16 protein-coding genes and 2 pseudogenes are annotated in these 15,958 nt (G+C 71.8%); 11 read left to right on the top strand and 7 right to left on the bottom strand.

The window, feature by feature from the left end:
* Positions 1 to 128: 128 nt before the first annotated feature.
* From JYK17_RS36800 to JYK17_RS36780, 5 genes are all read right to left on the bottom strand, one after another.
* Positions 129 to 431: a hypothetical protein gene (locus JYK17_RS36800; protein ID WP_108016061.1), complete on the bottom strand. Its 303-nt coding sequence runs from the start codon at positions 429 to 431 to the stop codon at positions 129 to 131.
* Positions 432 to 671: 240 nt separating this feature from the next.
* Positions 672 to 1,403, bottom strand: coding sequence for a GAF and ANTAR domain-containing protein (locus tag JYK17_RS36795; RefSeq protein WP_108016062.1), 732 nt, complete (start codon positions 1,401 to 1,403; stop codon positions 672 to 674).
* A gap of 83 nt (positions 1,404 to 1,486) precedes the next feature.
* Positions 1,487 to 2,350, bottom strand: coding sequence for an ANTAR domain-containing protein (locus JYK17_RS36790; RefSeq protein ID WP_108016063.1), 864 nt, complete (start codon positions 2,348 to 2,350; stop codon positions 1,487 to 1,489).
* A gap of 26 nt (positions 2,351 to 2,376) precedes the next feature.
* Positions 2,377 to 4,248, bottom strand: a complete 1,872-nt coding sequence (locus JYK17_RS36785) for a CheR family methyltransferase (protein ID WP_108016064.1) — start codon at positions 4,246 to 4,248, stop codon at positions 2,377 to 2,379.
* 19 nt (positions 4,249 to 4,267) lie between these two features.
* A complete protein-coding gene (locus JYK17_RS36780; RefSeq protein WP_128803271.1) occupies positions 4,268 to 4,867 on the bottom strand; it encodes a chemotaxis protein CheB in 600 nt (199 codons plus the stop codon).
* A gap of 134 nt (positions 4,868 to 5,001) precedes the next feature.
* Here JYK17_RS36780 and JYK17_RS36775 point away from each other — a divergent pair, with 134 nt between their 5' ends.
* Together JYK17_RS36775 and JYK17_RS41350 are read left to right on the top strand one after the other, a co-directional pair.
* Positions 5,002 to 6,186 carry a winged helix DNA-binding domain-containing protein gene (locus JYK17_RS36775; RefSeq protein WP_222812090.1) on the top strand — a complete coding sequence of 395 codons (1,185 nt, stop codon included), beginning with the start codon at positions 5,002 to 5,004 and terminating at the stop codon, positions 6,184 to 6,186.
* Between the two features lie 501 nt (positions 6,187 to 6,687).
* Positions 6,688 to 6,807 (top strand): annotated as a pseudogene (locus JYK17_RS41350) (winged helix DNA-binding domain-containing protein); the annotation flags it as partial.
* Positions 6,808 to 6,848: 41 nt separating this feature from the next.
* On the opposite strand, the gene JYK17_RS36770 reads toward JYK17_RS41350, so the two are convergent.
* Entirely contained in the window at positions 6,849 to 7,157 is a 309-nt protein-coding gene (locus tag JYK17_RS36770) for a hypothetical protein (RefSeq protein WP_108016066.1), read from the bottom strand.
* Positions 7,158 to 7,319: 162 nt separating this feature from the next.
* On the opposite strand from JYK17_RS36770, the gene JYK17_RS36765 reads away from it, so the two are divergent.
* On the top strand, positions 7,320 to 7,679 hold the full coding sequence (locus JYK17_RS36765) for an arsenate reductase family protein (RefSeq protein ID WP_108016067.1): 360 nt from the start codon (positions 7,320 to 7,322) through the stop codon (positions 7,677 to 7,679).
* Positions 7,680 to 7,818: 139 nt separating this feature from the next.
* Positions 7,819 to 8,520, top strand: coding sequence for an SCO2207 family protein (locus JYK17_RS36760; protein WP_108016068.1), 702 nt, complete (start codon positions 7,819 to 7,821; stop codon positions 8,518 to 8,520).
* Between the two features lie 3 nt (positions 8,521 to 8,523).
* Here the strand turns inward: JYK17_RS36760 and JYK17_RS36755 are convergent, their stop codons facing one another.
* Complete coding sequence (locus JYK17_RS36755) at positions 8,524 to 9,384, bottom strand: alpha/beta fold hydrolase (RefSeq protein WP_108016069.1); 861 nt, start codon at positions 9,382 to 9,384, stop codon at positions 8,524 to 8,526.
* 88 nt (positions 9,385 to 9,472) lie between these two features.
* On the opposite strand from JYK17_RS36755, the gene JYK17_RS36750 reads away from it, so the two are divergent.
* The 7 genes and pseudogenes from JYK17_RS36750 to JYK17_RS36720 all read left to right on the top strand — a co-directional run.
* The gene (locus JYK17_RS36750) at positions 9,473 to 9,943 is read left to right on the top strand and encodes a MarR family winged helix-turn-helix transcriptional regulator (protein ID WP_128803267.1); all 471 of its coding nucleotides are present in this window, start codon (positions 9,473 to 9,475) and stop codon (positions 9,941 to 9,943) included.
* Positions 9,944 to 10,139: 196 nt separating this feature from the next.
* Positions 10,140 to 11,171: a glutamine synthetase gene (gene glnII / locus JYK17_RS36745; protein WP_128803266.1), complete on the top strand. Its 1,032-nt coding sequence runs from the start codon at positions 10,140 to 10,142 to the stop codon at positions 11,169 to 11,171.
* Positions 11,172 to 11,455: 284 nt separating this feature from the next.
* Positions 11,456 to 12,025, top strand: a complete 570-nt coding sequence (locus tag JYK17_RS36740; protein WP_108016072.1) for a winged helix-turn-helix domain-containing protein — start codon at positions 11,456 to 11,458, stop codon at positions 12,023 to 12,025.
* Between the two features lie 59 nt (positions 12,026 to 12,084).
* Entirely contained in the window at positions 12,085 to 13,080 is a 996-nt protein-coding gene (locus JYK17_RS36735) for an SDR family oxidoreductase (protein ID WP_108016073.1), read from the top strand.
* A 105-nt stretch (positions 13,081 to 13,185) separates the two neighbouring features.
* Entirely contained in the window at positions 13,186 to 14,448 is a 1,263-nt protein-coding gene (locus JYK17_RS36730; protein ID WP_222812089.1) for a sensor histidine kinase, read from the top strand.
* On the top strand, positions 14,439 to 15,092 hold the full coding sequence (locus JYK17_RS36725) for a LuxR C-terminal-related transcriptional regulator (RefSeq protein ID WP_108016075.1): 654 nt from the start codon (positions 14,439 to 14,441) through the stop codon (positions 15,090 to 15,092). Before JYK17_RS36730 ends, JYK17_RS36725 begins: the two co-directional genes overlap by 10 nt.
* A 189-nt stretch (positions 15,093 to 15,281) precedes the next feature.
* Positions 15,282 to 15,958 (top strand): annotated as a pseudogene (locus tag JYK17_RS36720) (DUF1996 domain-containing protein); the annotation flags it as partial.

Below are 15,958 nucleotides of genomic sequence, written 5' to 3'. Positions count from 1 at the left end.
AGCCGCTGGTTCCCGGTGTGGGGCGCCCCCGGCCTGTAGCGCCGCTGTCCCTGCTGTCCCTGCTGTCTCCCTGCTGTCCCTGCTGTCTCCCTGCTGTCCCTGCTGTCTCCTTGCTGTTTCTGCTTTCTCTAGCTGCTCTTCTCGCGTGACTGCCGGCGGGACTCCAGGGGGCGCTCGCGGCGGTAGCGGCGCTCCCACTTGGCCTGCTGGTCGCGGCGCTTGCGGTAGGCCTGGTAGCTGCCGGGGTTCGACCCCGCCGAGGATCCCCCCGTGGACGAGGGCGACGAGGTCCGCGAGGCAGTGCCCGTGGAACCGCTCCGTCCGTACTGCGTGTACAGGAAGAGAACGGCGACCGCGGCCAGCCACCAGACGTGGTTTCCGAATCCCAAGAGCACCAGGACGACGGTCCCGGCTATGACGATGGTGCCCATCCGGGCCTCCGTGGGCGTGGGTGAGTACGAGCGGTGTCGGCTTGCTGTCCCGACGGGGCGCTGGGGGAAGGGCGACCGTCCGTCGGTGCGTAGAGAGTAGCCCTGAGTCCGCAAGGTGATGCCTGTCCTGCGGAAAGAGGAGGTGGGCAGCTCCGCCGCGCTTGTCCAGCGTAGGGAGACGGTCACCCGGCGTGCATCCGGTTTTCGGGGCGGGCCCCGGCCGGGGGTCGTGGCCGGATGCTAGCCGGCGGGCAGATCCAGCGTGCGGTCCACGACCTCGCGGGCCACGTCCGGGAGGCGGCGGCGGTGGGAGCGGGCGTAGGCGCGCAGCACGCGGAAGGCCTCGTCGACCGAGATGGAGTGCCGGGCGGCGAGCGTGCCCTTGGCCTGTTCGATGACGACTCGGCTGACCAGTGCCTGCTCCAACTGGTCGGCCAGGGCGCGGGTCTCGCACAGCTGCCGGTCGCGCTCCAGGGTCCAGCCGGCCGCGTCGGCCAGCGACTGGCCCAGCGCCAGCAGCTGGGCGGGCAGCGGTGTGCTGCCGGGACCCAGCAGGACGAGGGCGCCCGACGACTCCTGTCCGACGCGCAGGGGCAGGGCGGCGGTGCGGCCGTAGCCGAGTTCCAGGGCCCGGGCCGCAAAGCGCGGCCAGTCGGAGCGGGCCCGGTCGCCGTCGAGGGCCGTGTCCGCGACCGGGCGGCCGCCGCAGGCCTCCTGCCCCGGCCCCTCGCCCCAGCCGACCGCGTCGTGCGCCAGGCACATCAGGCCCTCGCCCACGCCGGCCACCTCGACGCTGGCGCTCTTGTCGGGCGCGTAGAGCACGACCGCGGCACAGTCGCCGAGCAGTTCGCTTCCGTGCAGGGCGAGGCAGGCCAGCAGCCCGGTCGGGTCGGAGGCCTCGGTGACCGGGCTGGCGGCCAGGTCGACGAACGCCTCCGCCAGCCGTTGCGGCGGCGGGAACATGCTGGTCATCGGGTGGCTCCCCTTCGCCTGTCGGACATCGGCCACGGCGGTGTCCGCGGTCCTCTTCGTCCCATGCCTGGCTCTCCCCCGCCTCAGCCGAGCCGGAGCTCGCCTCGGAGGATGCGCTCCGCGACCGCGTGGGCGGAGGCACTCTCGGCATACGCTCGCGCCTTGATCAGCTCCAGTGCGTCGGTCACCGGGCAGCCGAGCTGCTCGGAGACCATGCCCGCGGCCTGGTGAACCTGGGCGTGTGCGTCGATGGCACCGTACAGGCCGGGATCGCCGTCCGGGCTGAGAATCATGCTTCGCGTGAGCGCTTCGGCCACTTCGCCGAACGTGTCGGAGTCGGCGACGCCCTGTACGGGATCGAAGACCGCGAGCGCGCCGACGCATCGTCCGGAGAGGCTGAGCGGTACGGCGGCCACCGCGTCTACGCCGAGGCCCGCCAGCGCCGGACCGTATCCGGGCCAGCGTTCGCGCAGCGCCGCGCCGGCCGCCGCCACCGGACGCGCCTGGCGGGTGGCGTCCCGGGACGGGCCCTCGCCGAGCTGGAACTCCAGCTCCTGGGCGGCGCGGGACGGTTCGTCGGAGGCCGCCATGGCCAGCTGGTCGAGGCTCGCCCCGATCAGCGTGACCGAGGCGCTGCCGGTGCCGCAGGCCGCCGCGACGCCGGACATGAACAGGGGCTTGGGCGTGCCGCGTTGACGCGCCCAGCCGGTGAGCCGGTTCACGTAGTCGTCCTGGAGCCGGGCCGCGGTCAGGTGACAGGCCGCGGTCGCCCGGTGCACCGCGGCGATGCGCAGGTGCATGTTCTCGAGCGCTTCGGTGCGGGCCTGGCCGGCGAGGAGTTCATGCCGCTCGGCGCTGGTGATCTCGTGCGTCGAGCGGGCGCGCGCAAGAGCGGCCTTCCGCTCCGCGGAAGCGATGAGTTCCGAAGCCGCGCCTCCGGTGACCATGGCGGGATCCTAGCCTCGCGGTTCTCTCACTCGGAGCCGTTCGCCCGGCCTTCCTCCATGAGCAGGACGACCCCGCCGTGGTGGCCGTCGAAGGGGCTGCACTGCACCCTGCAGACGATCGGCCTGCCGAGACGGTTGATGGACGCGACGGGCACTGCTTCGCCCCGCCGGCCGGTGTCGACGCACAGCTGGATGGTCTCGCGCAGCTTCTCCGTGGGCAGTCCGAAGTCGAGCCCGTGGAAGGCCTGGCCGATGACCTCGTCCGGGCGCAGTCCCCACAGGTCGACGGCGCCGCGGTTCCAGCTCTTGACCTTCATGTCCTGGTCGAGGACGACGACGCCGGCGGCGATGGAGGTCAGCACGGTCTCCAGGAACGTACGGGCCTCGTCCAGCTCCTCGTTGCGGACCCGCATCTCCTCGTTCATGGTCTCCAGTTCCTCGGTCCCGGACTGGAGCTCCTCGTTGGTCGTCTCCAGCTCCTCGTTGGTCGACTGGAGTTCCTCGTTGGTCGTCTCCAACTCTTCAATGGTCGACTGGAGTTCCTCGTTGGTCGTCTCCAACTCCTCGTTGGTGGACTGGAGTTCCTCGTACGCCGTCTCGAGGTCCTCGCGGACCCGTTTGATCTCGGACTTGAGCTGGGTGGTGACCGTGACGTCCGTGAAGGTGATGTGGGTGGCGGACACCATGCCGTCGGTGCCGGTCAGCGGCTGGATGAGGATGTCGAGGTACTGCGGGCCCTCGGCGATCCGGCGTTCGGCGCCGTTGACCCGCAGGGTGCGCCGCTCGTGGGTGGCCTGTTCGATCAGGGAGCGCAGTTCGACGGGACGGTAGGAGATCTCCAGGTCCTGGAAGGGACGGCCGATGTCGTTCGGGGTGAGGCCGAACTCCGCGCGCGCGTGGCTGTTGATGAACACCACCAGGCCGTCGGAGTCGACGGCGAGGGCCGCGGTCGGCGCGGCGTCCAGGATGAGGTCGCGCATCCGACGGTGGCGGGCCGCGCTGTGCAGGTCGCCGGCCGGCCCCGCCGCCCTGGCCCGCACCGGGACGGGCTGGTAGGGCGGTGCGGCCTCCCCGGGGCGGCGCCTGAACACCCGCTGCCGCATGCTCATCACGTCGAACCGTTCGGCGTCGTTGAGCAGCATCTCCGCCTTGCCCAGGAAGAGGAAGCCGCCCTCGCGCAGCGCGAAGTGGAAGCGGTCGACGATCTGCGTCTGCGCCTCCACGTTGAAGTACATCAGGGTGTTGCGGCACACCAGCAGGTCGAGGCGGGAGATCGGGGCGTCGCGGGTGATGTCGTGACGGCCGAAGATCACCCTGCGCCGCAGGTCCGAACGGAACGCGAACCGGGCGCCGTTCGGCTCGAAGTACTTCTCGCGCAGCTCGGGGGCGAGGGGTTCGAGCACCTTGGCCGGGTACAGGCCGGTGCGGGAGTCGCGCAGCGCCTCGTCGTCGATGTCCGTGCCGTAGATCTTGACCCGCTCCAGGGCCTCGTCGATCCCGAGGGCCTCGGCGAACATGATCGCCAGCGAGTAGGCCTCCTCGCCGCTGGAGCAGCCCGCGCTCCACACCCGGATCTCCTCCTCGCTCCCGCTCCGCGCGAGCAGTTCGGGCAGCACCTCACGCTGGAGGAAGGTCCAGGCCTCGGGGTCCCGGAAGACGGAGGTGACGTTGATCAGAATGCTGTTGAACAGGGCATCGAACTCATCCGCGTTCGCCTCCAGGCGGTCGCGGTAGTCGGTGTACGAGGACACCTGGGCGTCGCTCATGCGCTTGCGGATGCGGCGGCCCAGCGAGGAGCGTTTGTAGCCGGTGAAGTCGAAGCCCCGGGCGTCGCGCAAGAACCGGAGGAGTTCCTCCAGTTCCTCGTCGGTCTCCACGCCCGGCTGTCCGTCGACCATCGATGCCGCCACTTCTCAGCTACTGCCGCCTGCCCTCGACCAACTCGCGGATCACCGCGGCGATCCCCTCAAGAGGTAGCACGAAGTCCACCGTGCCCGTACCCACGGCGGCGTCGGGCATGCCGCTGAACTCCGCGGTCCGCGGATCCTGGACGACGACGGTGCCGCCGCGCGACTTGACCGCACTGACGCCCGTCGCGCCGTCGCGACCGGTGCCGGTCAGTACGCAGGCGACGGCCCGCGGCCCGTAGGCCCCGGCGACCGACTCGAACAGCAGGTCGACGGAGGGCCGGACGAAGTGGACCGGTTCGCTGTCGGTGAGGCTGAGCAGGCCCTCGGGGCGGGCGAGCAGGTGCCGGTCCGGCGGGGCGATGTAGACCGCGCCGGGCCTGGTCCGCTCTTGGTCCTCGGCGAGCTTCACCTCCATCTCCGTACGGCGGCGCAGCACGTCCGCGATCACCGTGCGGTGCCGGGGGTCGAGGTGCTGCACGACCAGGACCGGCGCCGGGAGTCCGGCACCGAGGGCCCCGAGCACGGTGGCGAGTCCGTGGATGCCGCCGGCGGATGCGGCGAGGGCGACGACGTCGCAGCGGTCGGGCGTGGGCTCGGAGGACTGCACACGGGTCAGCCTAGGCCGCTCCGGGATGTCCGCTGCTGGTGCGACCGGGAAGGCGCCCTCACGTGTTCGAGTACGGCGCGTTGTCAGTGCCGTCCGGCAGGATGGGCTCAGGGTTGATCGACGGAGAGGCCTGCATGGGCGGCGAGGTGCGGTACATCGGGGCGGCGGAGCGGCGGGCGCGGCTGGCGTTGCGGCAGCGGCTCGCCGGTGCGGCGCGGGCGGGCAGCCCCGAGGAGGTCGCGGGCTCGCTGGTCGCGCTGCACGGCACGGACCCGGCGACGGTGTATCTGGCCGTGGGCGCGCGGCTCACGGATCCGGGGGTGACCGTGGCGGAGACGGAGCGCGCGCTGTACGGCGACGGTTCGCTGGTGCGGATGCACGGCATGCGGCACACCGTGTTCGTGTTCCCCACCGACCTGACCGCCGTCGTGCACGCCTCGACCGGTCTGACGGTCGGCGCCCGGGAGCGGGCCTCGCTGCTGAAGTCCATGGCGAAGGCCGGGGCGCCGGACGCGTCCTGGCTGAAGGAGGTCGAGGAGTCGACGCTCGCGGCACTTGCCCGGCGGGGGCAGGCGACGGCGGCCGAACTCGCCGAGGACGAACCGCGGTTGAGAGAGCAGTTCGTGTACGCGGCCGGGAAGAGCTACGAGGGCGTGCACACCGTCTCCACCCGGCTGCTGAGGGTGCTGGGCGTGGAGGGGAAGGTCGTACGGGGGCGGCCGCTCGGGTCGTGGACGTCCAGCCAGTTCCGCTGGGCCGTGGCGCCTCCGCATCCCGAGCTGGATGCCGTCGAGGCGCAGGCGGTGCTGCTGGGCCGTTGGCTCGCGGTGTGCGGCCCGGCCACGGAGGACGATCTGAAGTGGTGGACGGGCTGGAAGGTGACCGACGTCCGGCGCGCGCTCGCCTCGATCGGCGCCCGCCCGGTCGAGCTGGACGAGGGCACGGGCTACGTGGTCGAGGACGACGTCGACCCGGTGGCCGGGCCCGCCGAGCCGTGGGCGGCGCTGCTGCCCGCGCTGGATCCGACGGCGATGGGGTGGCGCGACCGCGACTGGTATCTGGCGCCCGAGCTGCGGCCGCCGCTGTTCGACGGCAGCGGGAACGTGGGGCCGACGGTGTGGTGGAACGGCCGGGTGGTGGGCGGCTGGGCCCAGCGCCGGGACGGCGAGATCACCTGGCGCGTCCTCGAACCCGGCGGGGTGGGCCGACAGGCCGAGGCCGCGATCGCCGACGAGGCCCGGCGGTTGCAGGCGTGGGTGGGCACGACGAAGGTGACGCCACGCTTTCGGACGCCGCTGGAGCGGGAGTTGGCGGGGTAGGCGCCGGGCACGGGGCGCCGGGCACCCTCGCGCAGGAGGACACCCGGCACCGCGCTCACCGCGAGTACCGCATCAGCGCCCGCACCATTGGGCCGGGAGGCGCAGGCCGCGATCGCCGACGAGGCCCGGCGGTTGCAGGCGTGGGTGGGCACGACGAAGGTGACGCCACGCTTTCGGACGCCGCTGGAGCGGGAGTTGGCGGGGTAGGCGCCGGGCACGGGGCGCCGGGCACCCTCGCGCAGGAGGACACCCGGCACCGCGCTCACCGCGAGTACCGCATCAGCGCCCGCACCATTGGGCCGGGAGGCGCAGGCCGCGATCGCCGACGAGGCCCGGCGGTTGCAGGCGTGGGTGGGCACGACGAAGGTGACGCCACGCTTTCGGACGCCGCTGGAGCGGGAGTTGGCGGGGTAGGCGCCGGGCACGGGGCGCCGGGCACCCTCGCGCAGGAGGACACCCGGCACCGCGCTCACCGCGAGTACCGCATCAGCGCCCGCACCATTGGGCCGGGAGGCGCAGGCCGCGATCGCCGACGAGGCCCGGCGGTTGCAGGCGTGGGTGGGCACGACGAAGGTGACGCCACGCTTTCGGACACCGCTGGAGCGGGAGTTGGCGGGGTAGAGGCCGGGTGCCCTCGCGCAGGAGGGCACCCGGCACCGCGCTCAGCGCGAGTACCGCATCAGCGCCCGCACCATGTGGCAGGTCGTGTCGGACGGCGGGTGGACGCCGATGAGTTCGGCGGTGTTGCGTATCGTCTCGTTGCGGGCCTGGTTGGGCATGTAGACGCCCGAGTCGAGCAGGGCGATCGCGAGCCGCATCGCCTTGAGGCGGCGGTTGTGCGAGATGTACCACTCGCGCGGACGGCCCGGCGGCAACGGCCGCTTCTCCACCGGGTCGTAGGGCAGGTCGAGCAGTACGGCGCGCTTGGCTGTGGACTGCATCGGCATCGGCTTCAGTGCGGCAGCGGGCACAGGCATCCTCCTGTCGCGGTCAGGGCGCTCGACGGAGGCTGTTCCACCCCCGGCGTCCCCCTCGAACACTGCTTCTATTCTACCGCCCGCCACTGACAAAAGCCCCTGGCCACAAGGGCCTTCGGCCATCCTCCGGCCACCCCCGTCGCGTACCGTGGACCCATGGAGATCTGGATCAACCCCGCCTGCTCGAAGTGCCGCAGCGCCATCAGCCTGCTCGACGCGGAGGGCGCCGACTACACGGTGCGCCGCTATCTGGAGGACGTCCCGAGCGAGGACGAGATCAGGGACGTACTGGACCGGCTCGGCCTCGAACCCTGGGACATCACCCGCACCCAGGAGGGCGTCGCCAAGGAGCTCGGCATGAAGGACTGGGCACGGGACGAGTCCTCGCGCGAGCGCTGGGTCAAGGCCCTTGCCGAGCACCCCCGGCTGATCCAGCGCCCGATCATCACGGCCGAGGACGGCACCGCCGTGGTGGGCCGCACCGAAGAGGCGGTACGGGACGCTCTGTCCCGGTAACCGTCCCGATGACCGTCCCGAAAACGGGCCAACCCCCTTGTGACGCACGTTACTTCAGTGAATTCCGTGACCACTGAGTAACCTCGTTCGGTATCTCGTACATAGCGGCGTACGCTCCCCTACCCCTCAGGAGGCGCGCATGTCGCGCAGGCGAACGCTCGGTACGAAGAAGAAGATCGCGCTGCTGGTGAGCGCGGCGGCGGTGGCGGGAGGCGGCGCCTTCGTCATGGCGAGCACCTCCAACGCCGCGCAGAGTCCCGGCCCCAAGACCCTGTCGTCCGCCGCGGACTCGAACGTCTGCCTGGGGCTGGCCACCGCCCTCGGCAACAACCAGAAGTTCATCGACGGGCAGAAGGCCAGCCCCGACGCCCAGTCCGCGGCCCGGATCGCCAATCGCGAGGCGGTCATCGACCAGATCAAGGTCCAGCAGAAGGCGTCCGGTTGCACCGTTGGGGAGTCGGCTCAGGGCTCCCAGTCGACGCAGCCGGCCCAGAACGGCGCCGGAGACCAGGCGGGAGGCGCACAGCAGACCGCACAGCCTTCGCAAACGGCCTCGGCGCCCGCCGGAAACGCGGGCGGCGGCGCCGCCTCGGGCCAGCAGGTGTGCAACGGCTCCACCGTCACCCTCTCCGGCGAGGCGGGGGCACCTGCCGCCTCCAGCAACCAGTTCCCGGTGGGCACGACGCTGAAGGTCACCAACCTGGACAACAACAAGTCCACGACGGTGAAGGTCACTTCGGTCTCCGGCAGCTGCGCGCTGCTCAACAACGCGGCCTTCGAGCAGGTCCGTGAGCCCGGCAAGTTCCTGATCCGCCGGGCCCTGATCGAGAAGGTGGGGTGAGGCTCAGCGACGCAGGAACTGCGTGAGGCGGCGGCCGAGTTCGGCGGGTGCGCCCTGCGGCAACGCGTGATGGGAGACGTCGGGGAGGACAACCGTCTCGGCACGCGGCAGCAGCGCATCCGCCCTCGCCGCCGCCCGGCGCGTGTCAAGGGCCCTGCTGTTCCCGGCCAGGAGCAGCAGGACCGGCATGTCGAGGCCGCGCAGCGCCTCGGGCGCCGGGCGCGGACCGGTCACCGGCTTCGAGACGGAGGGGAAGCCGGCGGCCGCCTCCTGCAGCCGCAGCCAGTCGGGGTCGAGCGGCGCTCCCCCGGTCTCCCACGCGAGGAACGTCCGGGCCCGGCGGGGCGTGGGCCGCAGCAGCAGCGGCAGGGCGCGCAGCAGATAGGCGGCCCGGAAGCCGGCGAAGCACGTGGTGGGGTCCAGCAGGAAGAGGCGGTGCACGCGCGCGGGTGCCCGCAGCGCGTAGTGCAGGGCGATCCAGCCGCCGTAGGAGTGCCCGCCGAGGTCCGCGCGCTCCAGGCCCAGGCCGTCCAGGACCGCGCCCAGCCAGTCGACCAGGTCGGCGACCGTACGGGGGTGACGGTCGCCGGCCTCGGCACCGCGACCGGCGCAGCCGACGAGGTCGACGGCGAGGACGCGGTGGGTACGGGCGAGGTCGGCGGCCTGGGCGTACCAGGAGGCGGAGGTGGCTCCCCCGCCGCCGGGGAGCAGGACGACCGGCGGGCCGTCGAGCGGGCCGCAGCTGTTGACGTGGGCCGTTCCGAAGGGCGTGGGAACCGTCGTCGCCGCGCGCCCGGCGGGCCACTTGGCCATGACCTTGTCGTACGCGGCCAGGAAGCCGTCCATGTCGTACCCGGACCCCATCGCCCCTCCCCTGCTTTCCCCTTGGCCTTCACCTGCCTATTATCTCGCCTGACAAGATACTCGCACAACGAGACAATCGCTGAACGAGATGACGGAGGGGAGACCGGCCGTGGGGAACCTCGGACCCGAGATGGAGGTCGTCCATCTGCTGCGTGCGGTGACGGTCGAACTCGGCCTGCACAGCGCACGGTTCGCGAACCGGAACGGGATGCACCCGACGGACGTACGCGCCCTGATCGCACTGATGGACGCCTCGCGGGCAGGCACGGAGATGACGGCCGGGCGGCTCGGGGCGGCGCTCGGGCTGAACTCCGCGGGGACCACCGCGCTGATCGACCGGATGGAGCGGGCCGGGCAGGTGCGGCGGGTGCGCGGGGAGGGGGACCGGCGCAGGGTGCTGGTCGAGGTGACCGAGACGGCGGTCGAGCTCGGGTGGGCCTCCTTCGGACCGCTGATCAACACCGCGGTCGAACTGCTTCGTGACTACGACGAGCGGGAACTGGCGGCCGTCCAGGGGTTCTTGGCGGGGGTGCTGGAGGCGGCGGCGGAGGGGAAGTGAGCGCGGGGGAAGTGAGGGGCAGCGTGCTCACACCGTGAACCGCGCCACACCGGCGCCAGGTAACACGGGGTTCACCTACGGGCAATGGCCGGGAAATCGCCCGTTGACAGGCTCGCGGGCGACAACGGCGGCGCTCCGGTGCCGCAGCGCCGCCGCACCCGCACGTGCGTCAGACACACCCCGAAGGAAGTGGCCCGTGACCTTCAAGGCCGAGTACATCTGGATCGACGGCACCCAGCCGACCGCCAAGCTCCGCTCCAAGACCAGGATCATCACGGGCGGGTCCGCCGGTCTGGACACGCTGCCGATCTGGGGCTTCGACGGGTCCTCCACGAACCAGGCCGAGGGCCACTCCTCCGACCGTGTCCTCAAGCCGGTCTTCACCTGCCCGGACCCGATCCGCGGCGGCGACGACGTGCTCGTCCTGTGCGAGGTCCTCGACATCGACATGACGCCGCACGAGTCCAACACGCGTGCCGCGCTGGCCGAGGTCGCCGCACAGTTCGCCGAGCAGGAGCCGATCTTCGGCATCGAGCAGGAGTACACCTTCTTCCAGGACGGCTACCCGCTGGGCTTCCCCAAGGGCGGCTTCCCGGCCCCGCAGGGCGGCTACTACTGCGGCGTCGGCGCCGACGAGATCTTCGGCCGCGAGGTCGTCGAGGCGCACCTGGACAACTGCCTCGCCGCCGGTCTCGCGATCTCCGGCATCAACGCCGAGGTCATGCCCGGACAGTGGGAGTTCCAGGTCGGCCCGGTCTCCCCGCTGGAGGTCTCCGACCACCTGTGGGTGGCCCGCTGGCTGCTCTACCGCACCGCCGAGGACTTCGGCATCTCCGCGACCCTCGACCCGAAGCCGGTCAAGGGCGACTGGAACGGCGCCGGCGCGCACACCAACTTCTCCACCAAGGCGATGCGCGAGGGCTACGACGCGATCATCACCGCCTGCGAGTCGCTCGGCGAGGGCTCCAAGCCGCTCGACCACGTCAAGAACTACGGCGCCGGCATCGACGACCGCCTCACCGGCCTGCACGAGACCGCCCCGTGGAACGAGTACTCCTACGGCGTCTCCGACCGCGGCGCCTCGGTCCGTATCCCCTGGCAGGTCGAGAAGGACGGCAAGGGCTACATCGAGGACCGCCGTCCCAACGCCAACGTCGACCCGTACGTGGTGACGCGGCTGCTCGTCGACACCTGCTGCTCCGCACTGGAGAAGGCCGGCCAGATCTGATCCGGCCGGACTCTGATCCGTCCACGCAGTGAGAGGAGACTCCTGTTGCCGGCCTGTGTCTGCTTCAATGGGGGCATGACCGGCTTCCAGGAGTACACCGCGACGGGTCGCCATGACCTGGAGCCCTTCTGGCCTTCCCGTCAGCACCACGACTTCGACCGGGTGTGTTGTCGCGCGACGAGCGCGCCGGCCCTCTGAAGCCGTACTTCCACCCGGCCTTCAGCCGGCGCGCAACTGCGTACGTCCTTCCCGACGAACCTCTCGCGCGAAAGAGCTGACCTGCCATGGCGATCCTTCGTTCACTGTCACCCGCCACCATCGACGCCCCCTCCCCCAGCGGCTCCCGGCACCGGCTGCGCGCCGTGGACCGGGACGAGGTGATCGACGTCTCGGAGTTCCTGCCGCCGGGTGCCACCTGGCTGCCCGCACCGCAGCACACCCTGCCCACGCTGCCCGGGCAGCCCCCGATGGTCGGGTACCTGGTCCTGATCCCGGCCGACCGCCTCCCGCTCCCTCAGCCCGCCCTGCCGGGTGACGCCGACCAGGCGGACGGCACCGGCGACCCGCTCGTCCGGGTCGACCCGGTGCAGCGCACCGCCGCGGTGGACGGCCGGCAACTCGACCTCACCTACCTGGAGTTCGAGCTGCTCGCCCATCTCGTGGCGCATCCGCACCGGGTGCACACCCGCGACCAGCTGGTCACCACGGTGTGGGGGTACGGCCATGTCGGCGACGGTCGCACCGTCGACGTCCATGTCGCCCGGCTGCGCCGCAAGCTGGGCGCCGAGCACCGCGGGGCGATCCAGACGGTGCGGCGGGTGGGCTACAAGTACGCCCCGCCGGCCGGCCGCTGATCTCTGCCGAGAGCAGACGGACGTACCGTTCCGGGCCCGCAGCGGGCAGGCTCACCCGTATGAGACTTCTGGTGCTGGGTGGTACGGAGTTCGCGGGACGGGCCGTCGTGGAGGCGGCCCTCGGACGGGGCTGGGAGGTGACCGTCCTCAACCGGGGACGGCACCAACCCCCGCCCGGCGTACGGGTGTTGCAGGGCGACCGCACCACGCCCGACGGGCTCGCCGCGCTCACCGGCGGCGAGTGGGACGCCGTCGTCGACACCTGGTCGGCGGCGCCCCGGGCGGTGCACGACGCGGCGCGGCTGCTGCGGGGCCGCGCCGGCCGGTACGTCTATGTGTCGACCCGCTCCGTGTACGCCTGGCCCGCGCCCGCCGGGTACGCCGAGGACGCGCCGCTGGTCGAGGGCGCCGAGCCCGGCGCGGACGAAACCGACTACGCCCGCGACAAGCGGGGCGCCGAGATCGCCGTCCTCGACGCCTTCGGCGCGGACGACTCGGTGCTCGTACGGGCCGGGCTGATCCTCGGCCCGTACGAGAACATCGGCCGGCTGCCCTGGTGGCTGGACCGGATCGCGCGCGGCGGGACCGTACTGGCCCCGGGACCGCGCGAGCTGCCGCTGCAGTACATCGACGCGCGGGACATGGCCGCGTGGATCCTGGGCGCGGCGGAGCGGGAGCTGAGCGGCCCGTACAACATGACCAGCCCGCAGGGGCACGCCACGATGGGGGCCTTGCTGGAGGCCTGTGTGCAGGTCACCGGTGCGGCGGCCGAGCTGCGCTGGACCGACCCGGACGTGATCCTGGAGGCCGGGATCGAGCCGTGGACCCAGCTGCCGGTGTGGGTACCGCCGGGCAGCGACATGCACGACGTCCTGCACTCGGCGGACGTCTCACGGGCCGTGGCAACCGGTCTGGCCTGCCGCCCCGTCGAGGAGACCGTCACCGACACCTGGAAGTGGCTGCAGGACATCGGCGGAAGCGCACCCCGCCGCCCGGACCGCCCCTCCCCGGGGCTCGACCCGGCGGTGGAGGCGGAGGTGCTGCGCAGGCTTTGACCGGGCCAGGGCCTGTGCGGCGATGGCCGGGGTGTACCTGGCACCACCCCCGGTCGGGGGGATCGACCCCGTGACCTGCGGGGTCCGCTCGGCGAGACTGAGGGCATGACCACCGATACGAAGAGCGGCTCCCCGGCCGGGAGGGTGCGGGCCGTCGCCCTGGCGGCGGGGCGGGGGTTCGTGCTGGCCCTGGTGACCCTTCCCGGAGCGGTCGTCCTGTTCACGCTGTCCCTGGTGTCCATCGCGCTCGTCCCGCTCGGCGTCGGCGCCTACACCACACCGTGGCTGCTGACCGGCGTACGGATGTTCGCGGACTGGCGGCGGGTGCTCGCGGCGGAGTGGTGCGGGGTGCGGATCCCGTCGACGTACCGGCCGGTCCCGAAGCGCGCCAACCCGTGGGCGCGGACGTACGCCATGCTGCGCGATCCGGCGGTCTGGCGGGATCTGCGCTGGCTGCAGGTCGACATGACGGCGGGGTTCGTCACCGCGCTGCTCGCGGCCGTCCTGGTGTTCTACCCGCTGGAGGGGTTCGCGGTCGCGGCCGGGCTGTGGCGGCCGTTCGCCGCGAGCGGCGGGTACTGGTACGGCTTCGTCCATGTCACCGACCAGACCTCCGCCCTGCTGGCCGGCGCCCTGGCCGTCGCGCTCCTCGCGCTCACCCCGCTGGCCCCGCGGCTGCTGACCGCCCACTTCCGGCTCACCCGGGCCGTACTGGGCGCCAGCCAGGGCGAGTTGGCCGAGCGGGTCCGGGTGCTGACCGAGACCAGGAAGGACGCCGTCGACACCTCCGCCGCCGAACTGCGCCGTATCGAGCGGGATCTGCACGACGGGGCGCAGGCCCGGCTGGTCGCGATGGGCATGGATCTGAGCACCATCGAGGCGCTCATGGACAAGGACCCGGCGAAGGCCAAGCAGCTCCTCGCACAGACCCGCCAGTCCTCCGTGGACGCCCTCGGCGAACTGCGCGACCTGGTCCGCGGCATCCACCCACCGGTGCTGGCCGAACGCGGACTCGGCGACGCGGTCAAGGCGCTGGCGCTCAGGCTGCCCGTGGCGACCGAGGTGACCGTCGAGCCGGGCGAACGGGCGGACGCGCCGGTCGAGTCCGCCGCCTACTTCGCGGTCAGCGAGGTGCTCACCAACGCGGTCAAGCACTCCGGCGCGGACCGGATCTGGGTCGATCTGCACCGCGGTGAGGGCATGCTGCGGATCTCGGTCACCGACAACGGCAAGGGCGGCGCCGCGATCGCAGCGGGCTCCGGCCTGGCCGGAGTCGAGCGCCGACTGGGTACATTCGACGGCGTCCTGGCCGTCAGCAGTCCCGCGGGCGGTCCCACCATGGTGACCATGGAGATCCCTTGCGCGTAGTCCTGGCCGAAGACCTCTTTCTGCTGCGCGACGGACTGGTCCGGCTGCTCGAGGCCCACGACTTCGAGATCGCCGCCGCCGTCGAGTCCGGCCCCGAGCTCACCCGCGCGCTCGCCGAGCTGGCGCCGGACGTCGCCGTGGTCGACGTACGCCTGCCGCCGACGCACACCGACGAGGGGCTGCAGTGTGCGCTGCAGGCCCGCCGGGACCGCCCCGGCCTGCCGGTGCTGGTGCTCTCCCAGCACGTGGAGCAGCTGTACGCGCGCGAGTTGCTCGCCGACGGCACCGGCGGGGTGGGCTATCTGCTCAAGGACCGGGTCTTCGACGCGGAGCAGTTCGTGGACGCCGTACGGCGGGTCGCGTCGGGCGGCACCGCGATGGATCCGCAGGTGATCCAGCAACTGCTGTCGCGGCGGGCCGCCGACGACCGTCCGCTGGCCCGGCTGACACCCCGTGAGCTGGAGGTGCTGGAACTGATGGCGCAGGGCCGCTCCAACGCGGCGATCGCCGGACAGCTGGTGGTGACAGAACGGGCCATCGCCAAGCACACCTCCAACATCTTCACCAAACTGGACCTGGAGGTGTCGGACGACGACAATCGTCGCGTTCTGGCGGTCCTCGCCTATCTGGACCAGGGCCGGTGAGCGGTTGCTGATTTTCTGTAACTCCCGCTGTTCAAGCTGCTGTTGAGGCCTGTCGGCCGTTCAATCCTCTGATTTGTTCGTGGGGCTGCTGAACACCCCTGGGACGCGGTCCGTATCCATGGACGCCGCTTCACTCCTGTCGGGCGCCTCGATGCCCCGCCAAGCCCGCAAGGAAGTCAGAGGAGTTCCATGGGACGCAACACACGAAAACGCCGTACGCCGCTGGCCACCAAGGCCATAGCCGCATCGGCGGCCCTAGCGCTCGGTGGGGGCGGGCTGATCTGGGCGAACTTCTACGCCTCGGCGCACGAGTCGAACTCGGGGCAGAACCAGACGAAGGCCGCCGCCGGTCAGGTGGCGACCATCTCCTGCCCTGACGTCGGCCAGAAGCTCACGAACGTGCCCCAGCGGGCCCGTCGGGGTGTGGCGAAGGAGCTCGGGAACCTCGACAAGCAGATCACCGAGGCCTACGCCAGGCTCGCCTCCACGCGCCAGGCGCAGGCGCAGGACGCCAACTTCGTGCAGAACTCGATCGTCGGCCCCCTCAAGCAGAAGAGGGCCGCGACGCTCGACCGGATCCGCATGGACATCCAGCGGGTCGGCGGCCGGGTCAACACGTCCGGGCTGGGCGCTCTCGCCCCCTGCACGACGCAGAACTCCAACCCCGACCAGACCAACGCCGGTGGCCAGACCGGCCAGAACGGCGGCCAGACCGGCCAGAACGGTCAGGCAGGCAACGGTCAGGCAGGCAACGGTCAGGCAGGCGGTCAGGACGGCGGCCAGCAGAACGGCGGCGGTCAGCAGGGCGGCAACGGCGGCCAGGGCGGCAACGGCCCGGTCGCGGCCGACTTCGTGGACATCACCAA

The sequence above is a fragment of the Streptomyces plumbidurans genome (assembly GCF_019857225.1).
In the GTDB taxonomy this organism is placed as follows: Bacteria; Actinomycetota; Actinomycetes; order Streptomycetales; family Streptomycetaceae; genus Streptomyces; species Streptomyces plumbidurans.
This window is presented reverse-complemented; position numbering and strand designations above follow the sequence as displayed.

Coding starts and splice junctions, on each gene's coding strand:
- JYK17_RS36800 (WP_108016061.1), bottom strand. CDS start 431: ATGGGCACCATCGTCATAGCCGGGACCGTCGTCCTGGTGCTCTTGGGA.
- JYK17_RS36795 (WP_108016062.1), bottom strand. CDS start 1,403: ATGACCAGCATGTTCCCGCCGCCGCAACGGCTGGCGGAGGCGTTCGTC.
- JYK17_RS36790 (WP_108016063.1), bottom strand. CDS start 2,350: ATGGTCACCGGAGGCGCGGCTTCGGAACTCATCGCTTCCGCGGAGCGG.
- JYK17_RS36785 (WP_108016064.1), bottom strand. CDS start 4,248: ATGGTCGACGGACAGCCGGGCGTGGAGACCGACGAGGAACTGGAGGAA.
- JYK17_RS36775 (WP_222812090.1), top strand. CDS start 5,002: ATGGGCGGCGAGGTGCGGTACATCGGGGCGGCGGAGCGGCGGGCGCGG.
- JYK17_RS36765 (WP_108016067.1), top strand. CDS start 7,320: ATGGAGATCTGGATCAACCCCGCCTGCTCGAAGTGCCGCAGCGCCATC.
- JYK17_RS36760 (WP_108016068.1), top strand. CDS start 7,819: ATGTCGCGCAGGCGAACGCTCGGTACGAAGAAGAAGATCGCGCTGCTG.
- JYK17_RS36755 (WP_108016069.1), bottom strand. CDS start 9,384: ATGGGGTCCGGGTACGACATGGACGGCTTCCTGGCCGCGTACGACAAG.
- JYK17_RS36750 (WP_128803267.1), top strand. CDS start 9,473: ATGACGGAGGGGAGACCGGCCGTGGGGAACCTCGGACCCGAGATGGAG.
- JYK17_RS36740 (WP_108016072.1), top strand. CDS start 11,456: ATGGCGATCCTTCGTTCACTGTCACCCGCCACCATCGACGCCCCCTCC.
- JYK17_RS36735 (WP_108016073.1), top strand. CDS start 12,085: ATGAGACTTCTGGTGCTGGGTGGTACGGAGTTCGCGGGACGGGCCGTC.
- JYK17_RS36730 (WP_222812089.1), top strand. CDS start 13,186: ATGACCACCGATACGAAGAGCGGCTCCCCGGCCGGGAGGGTGCGGGCC.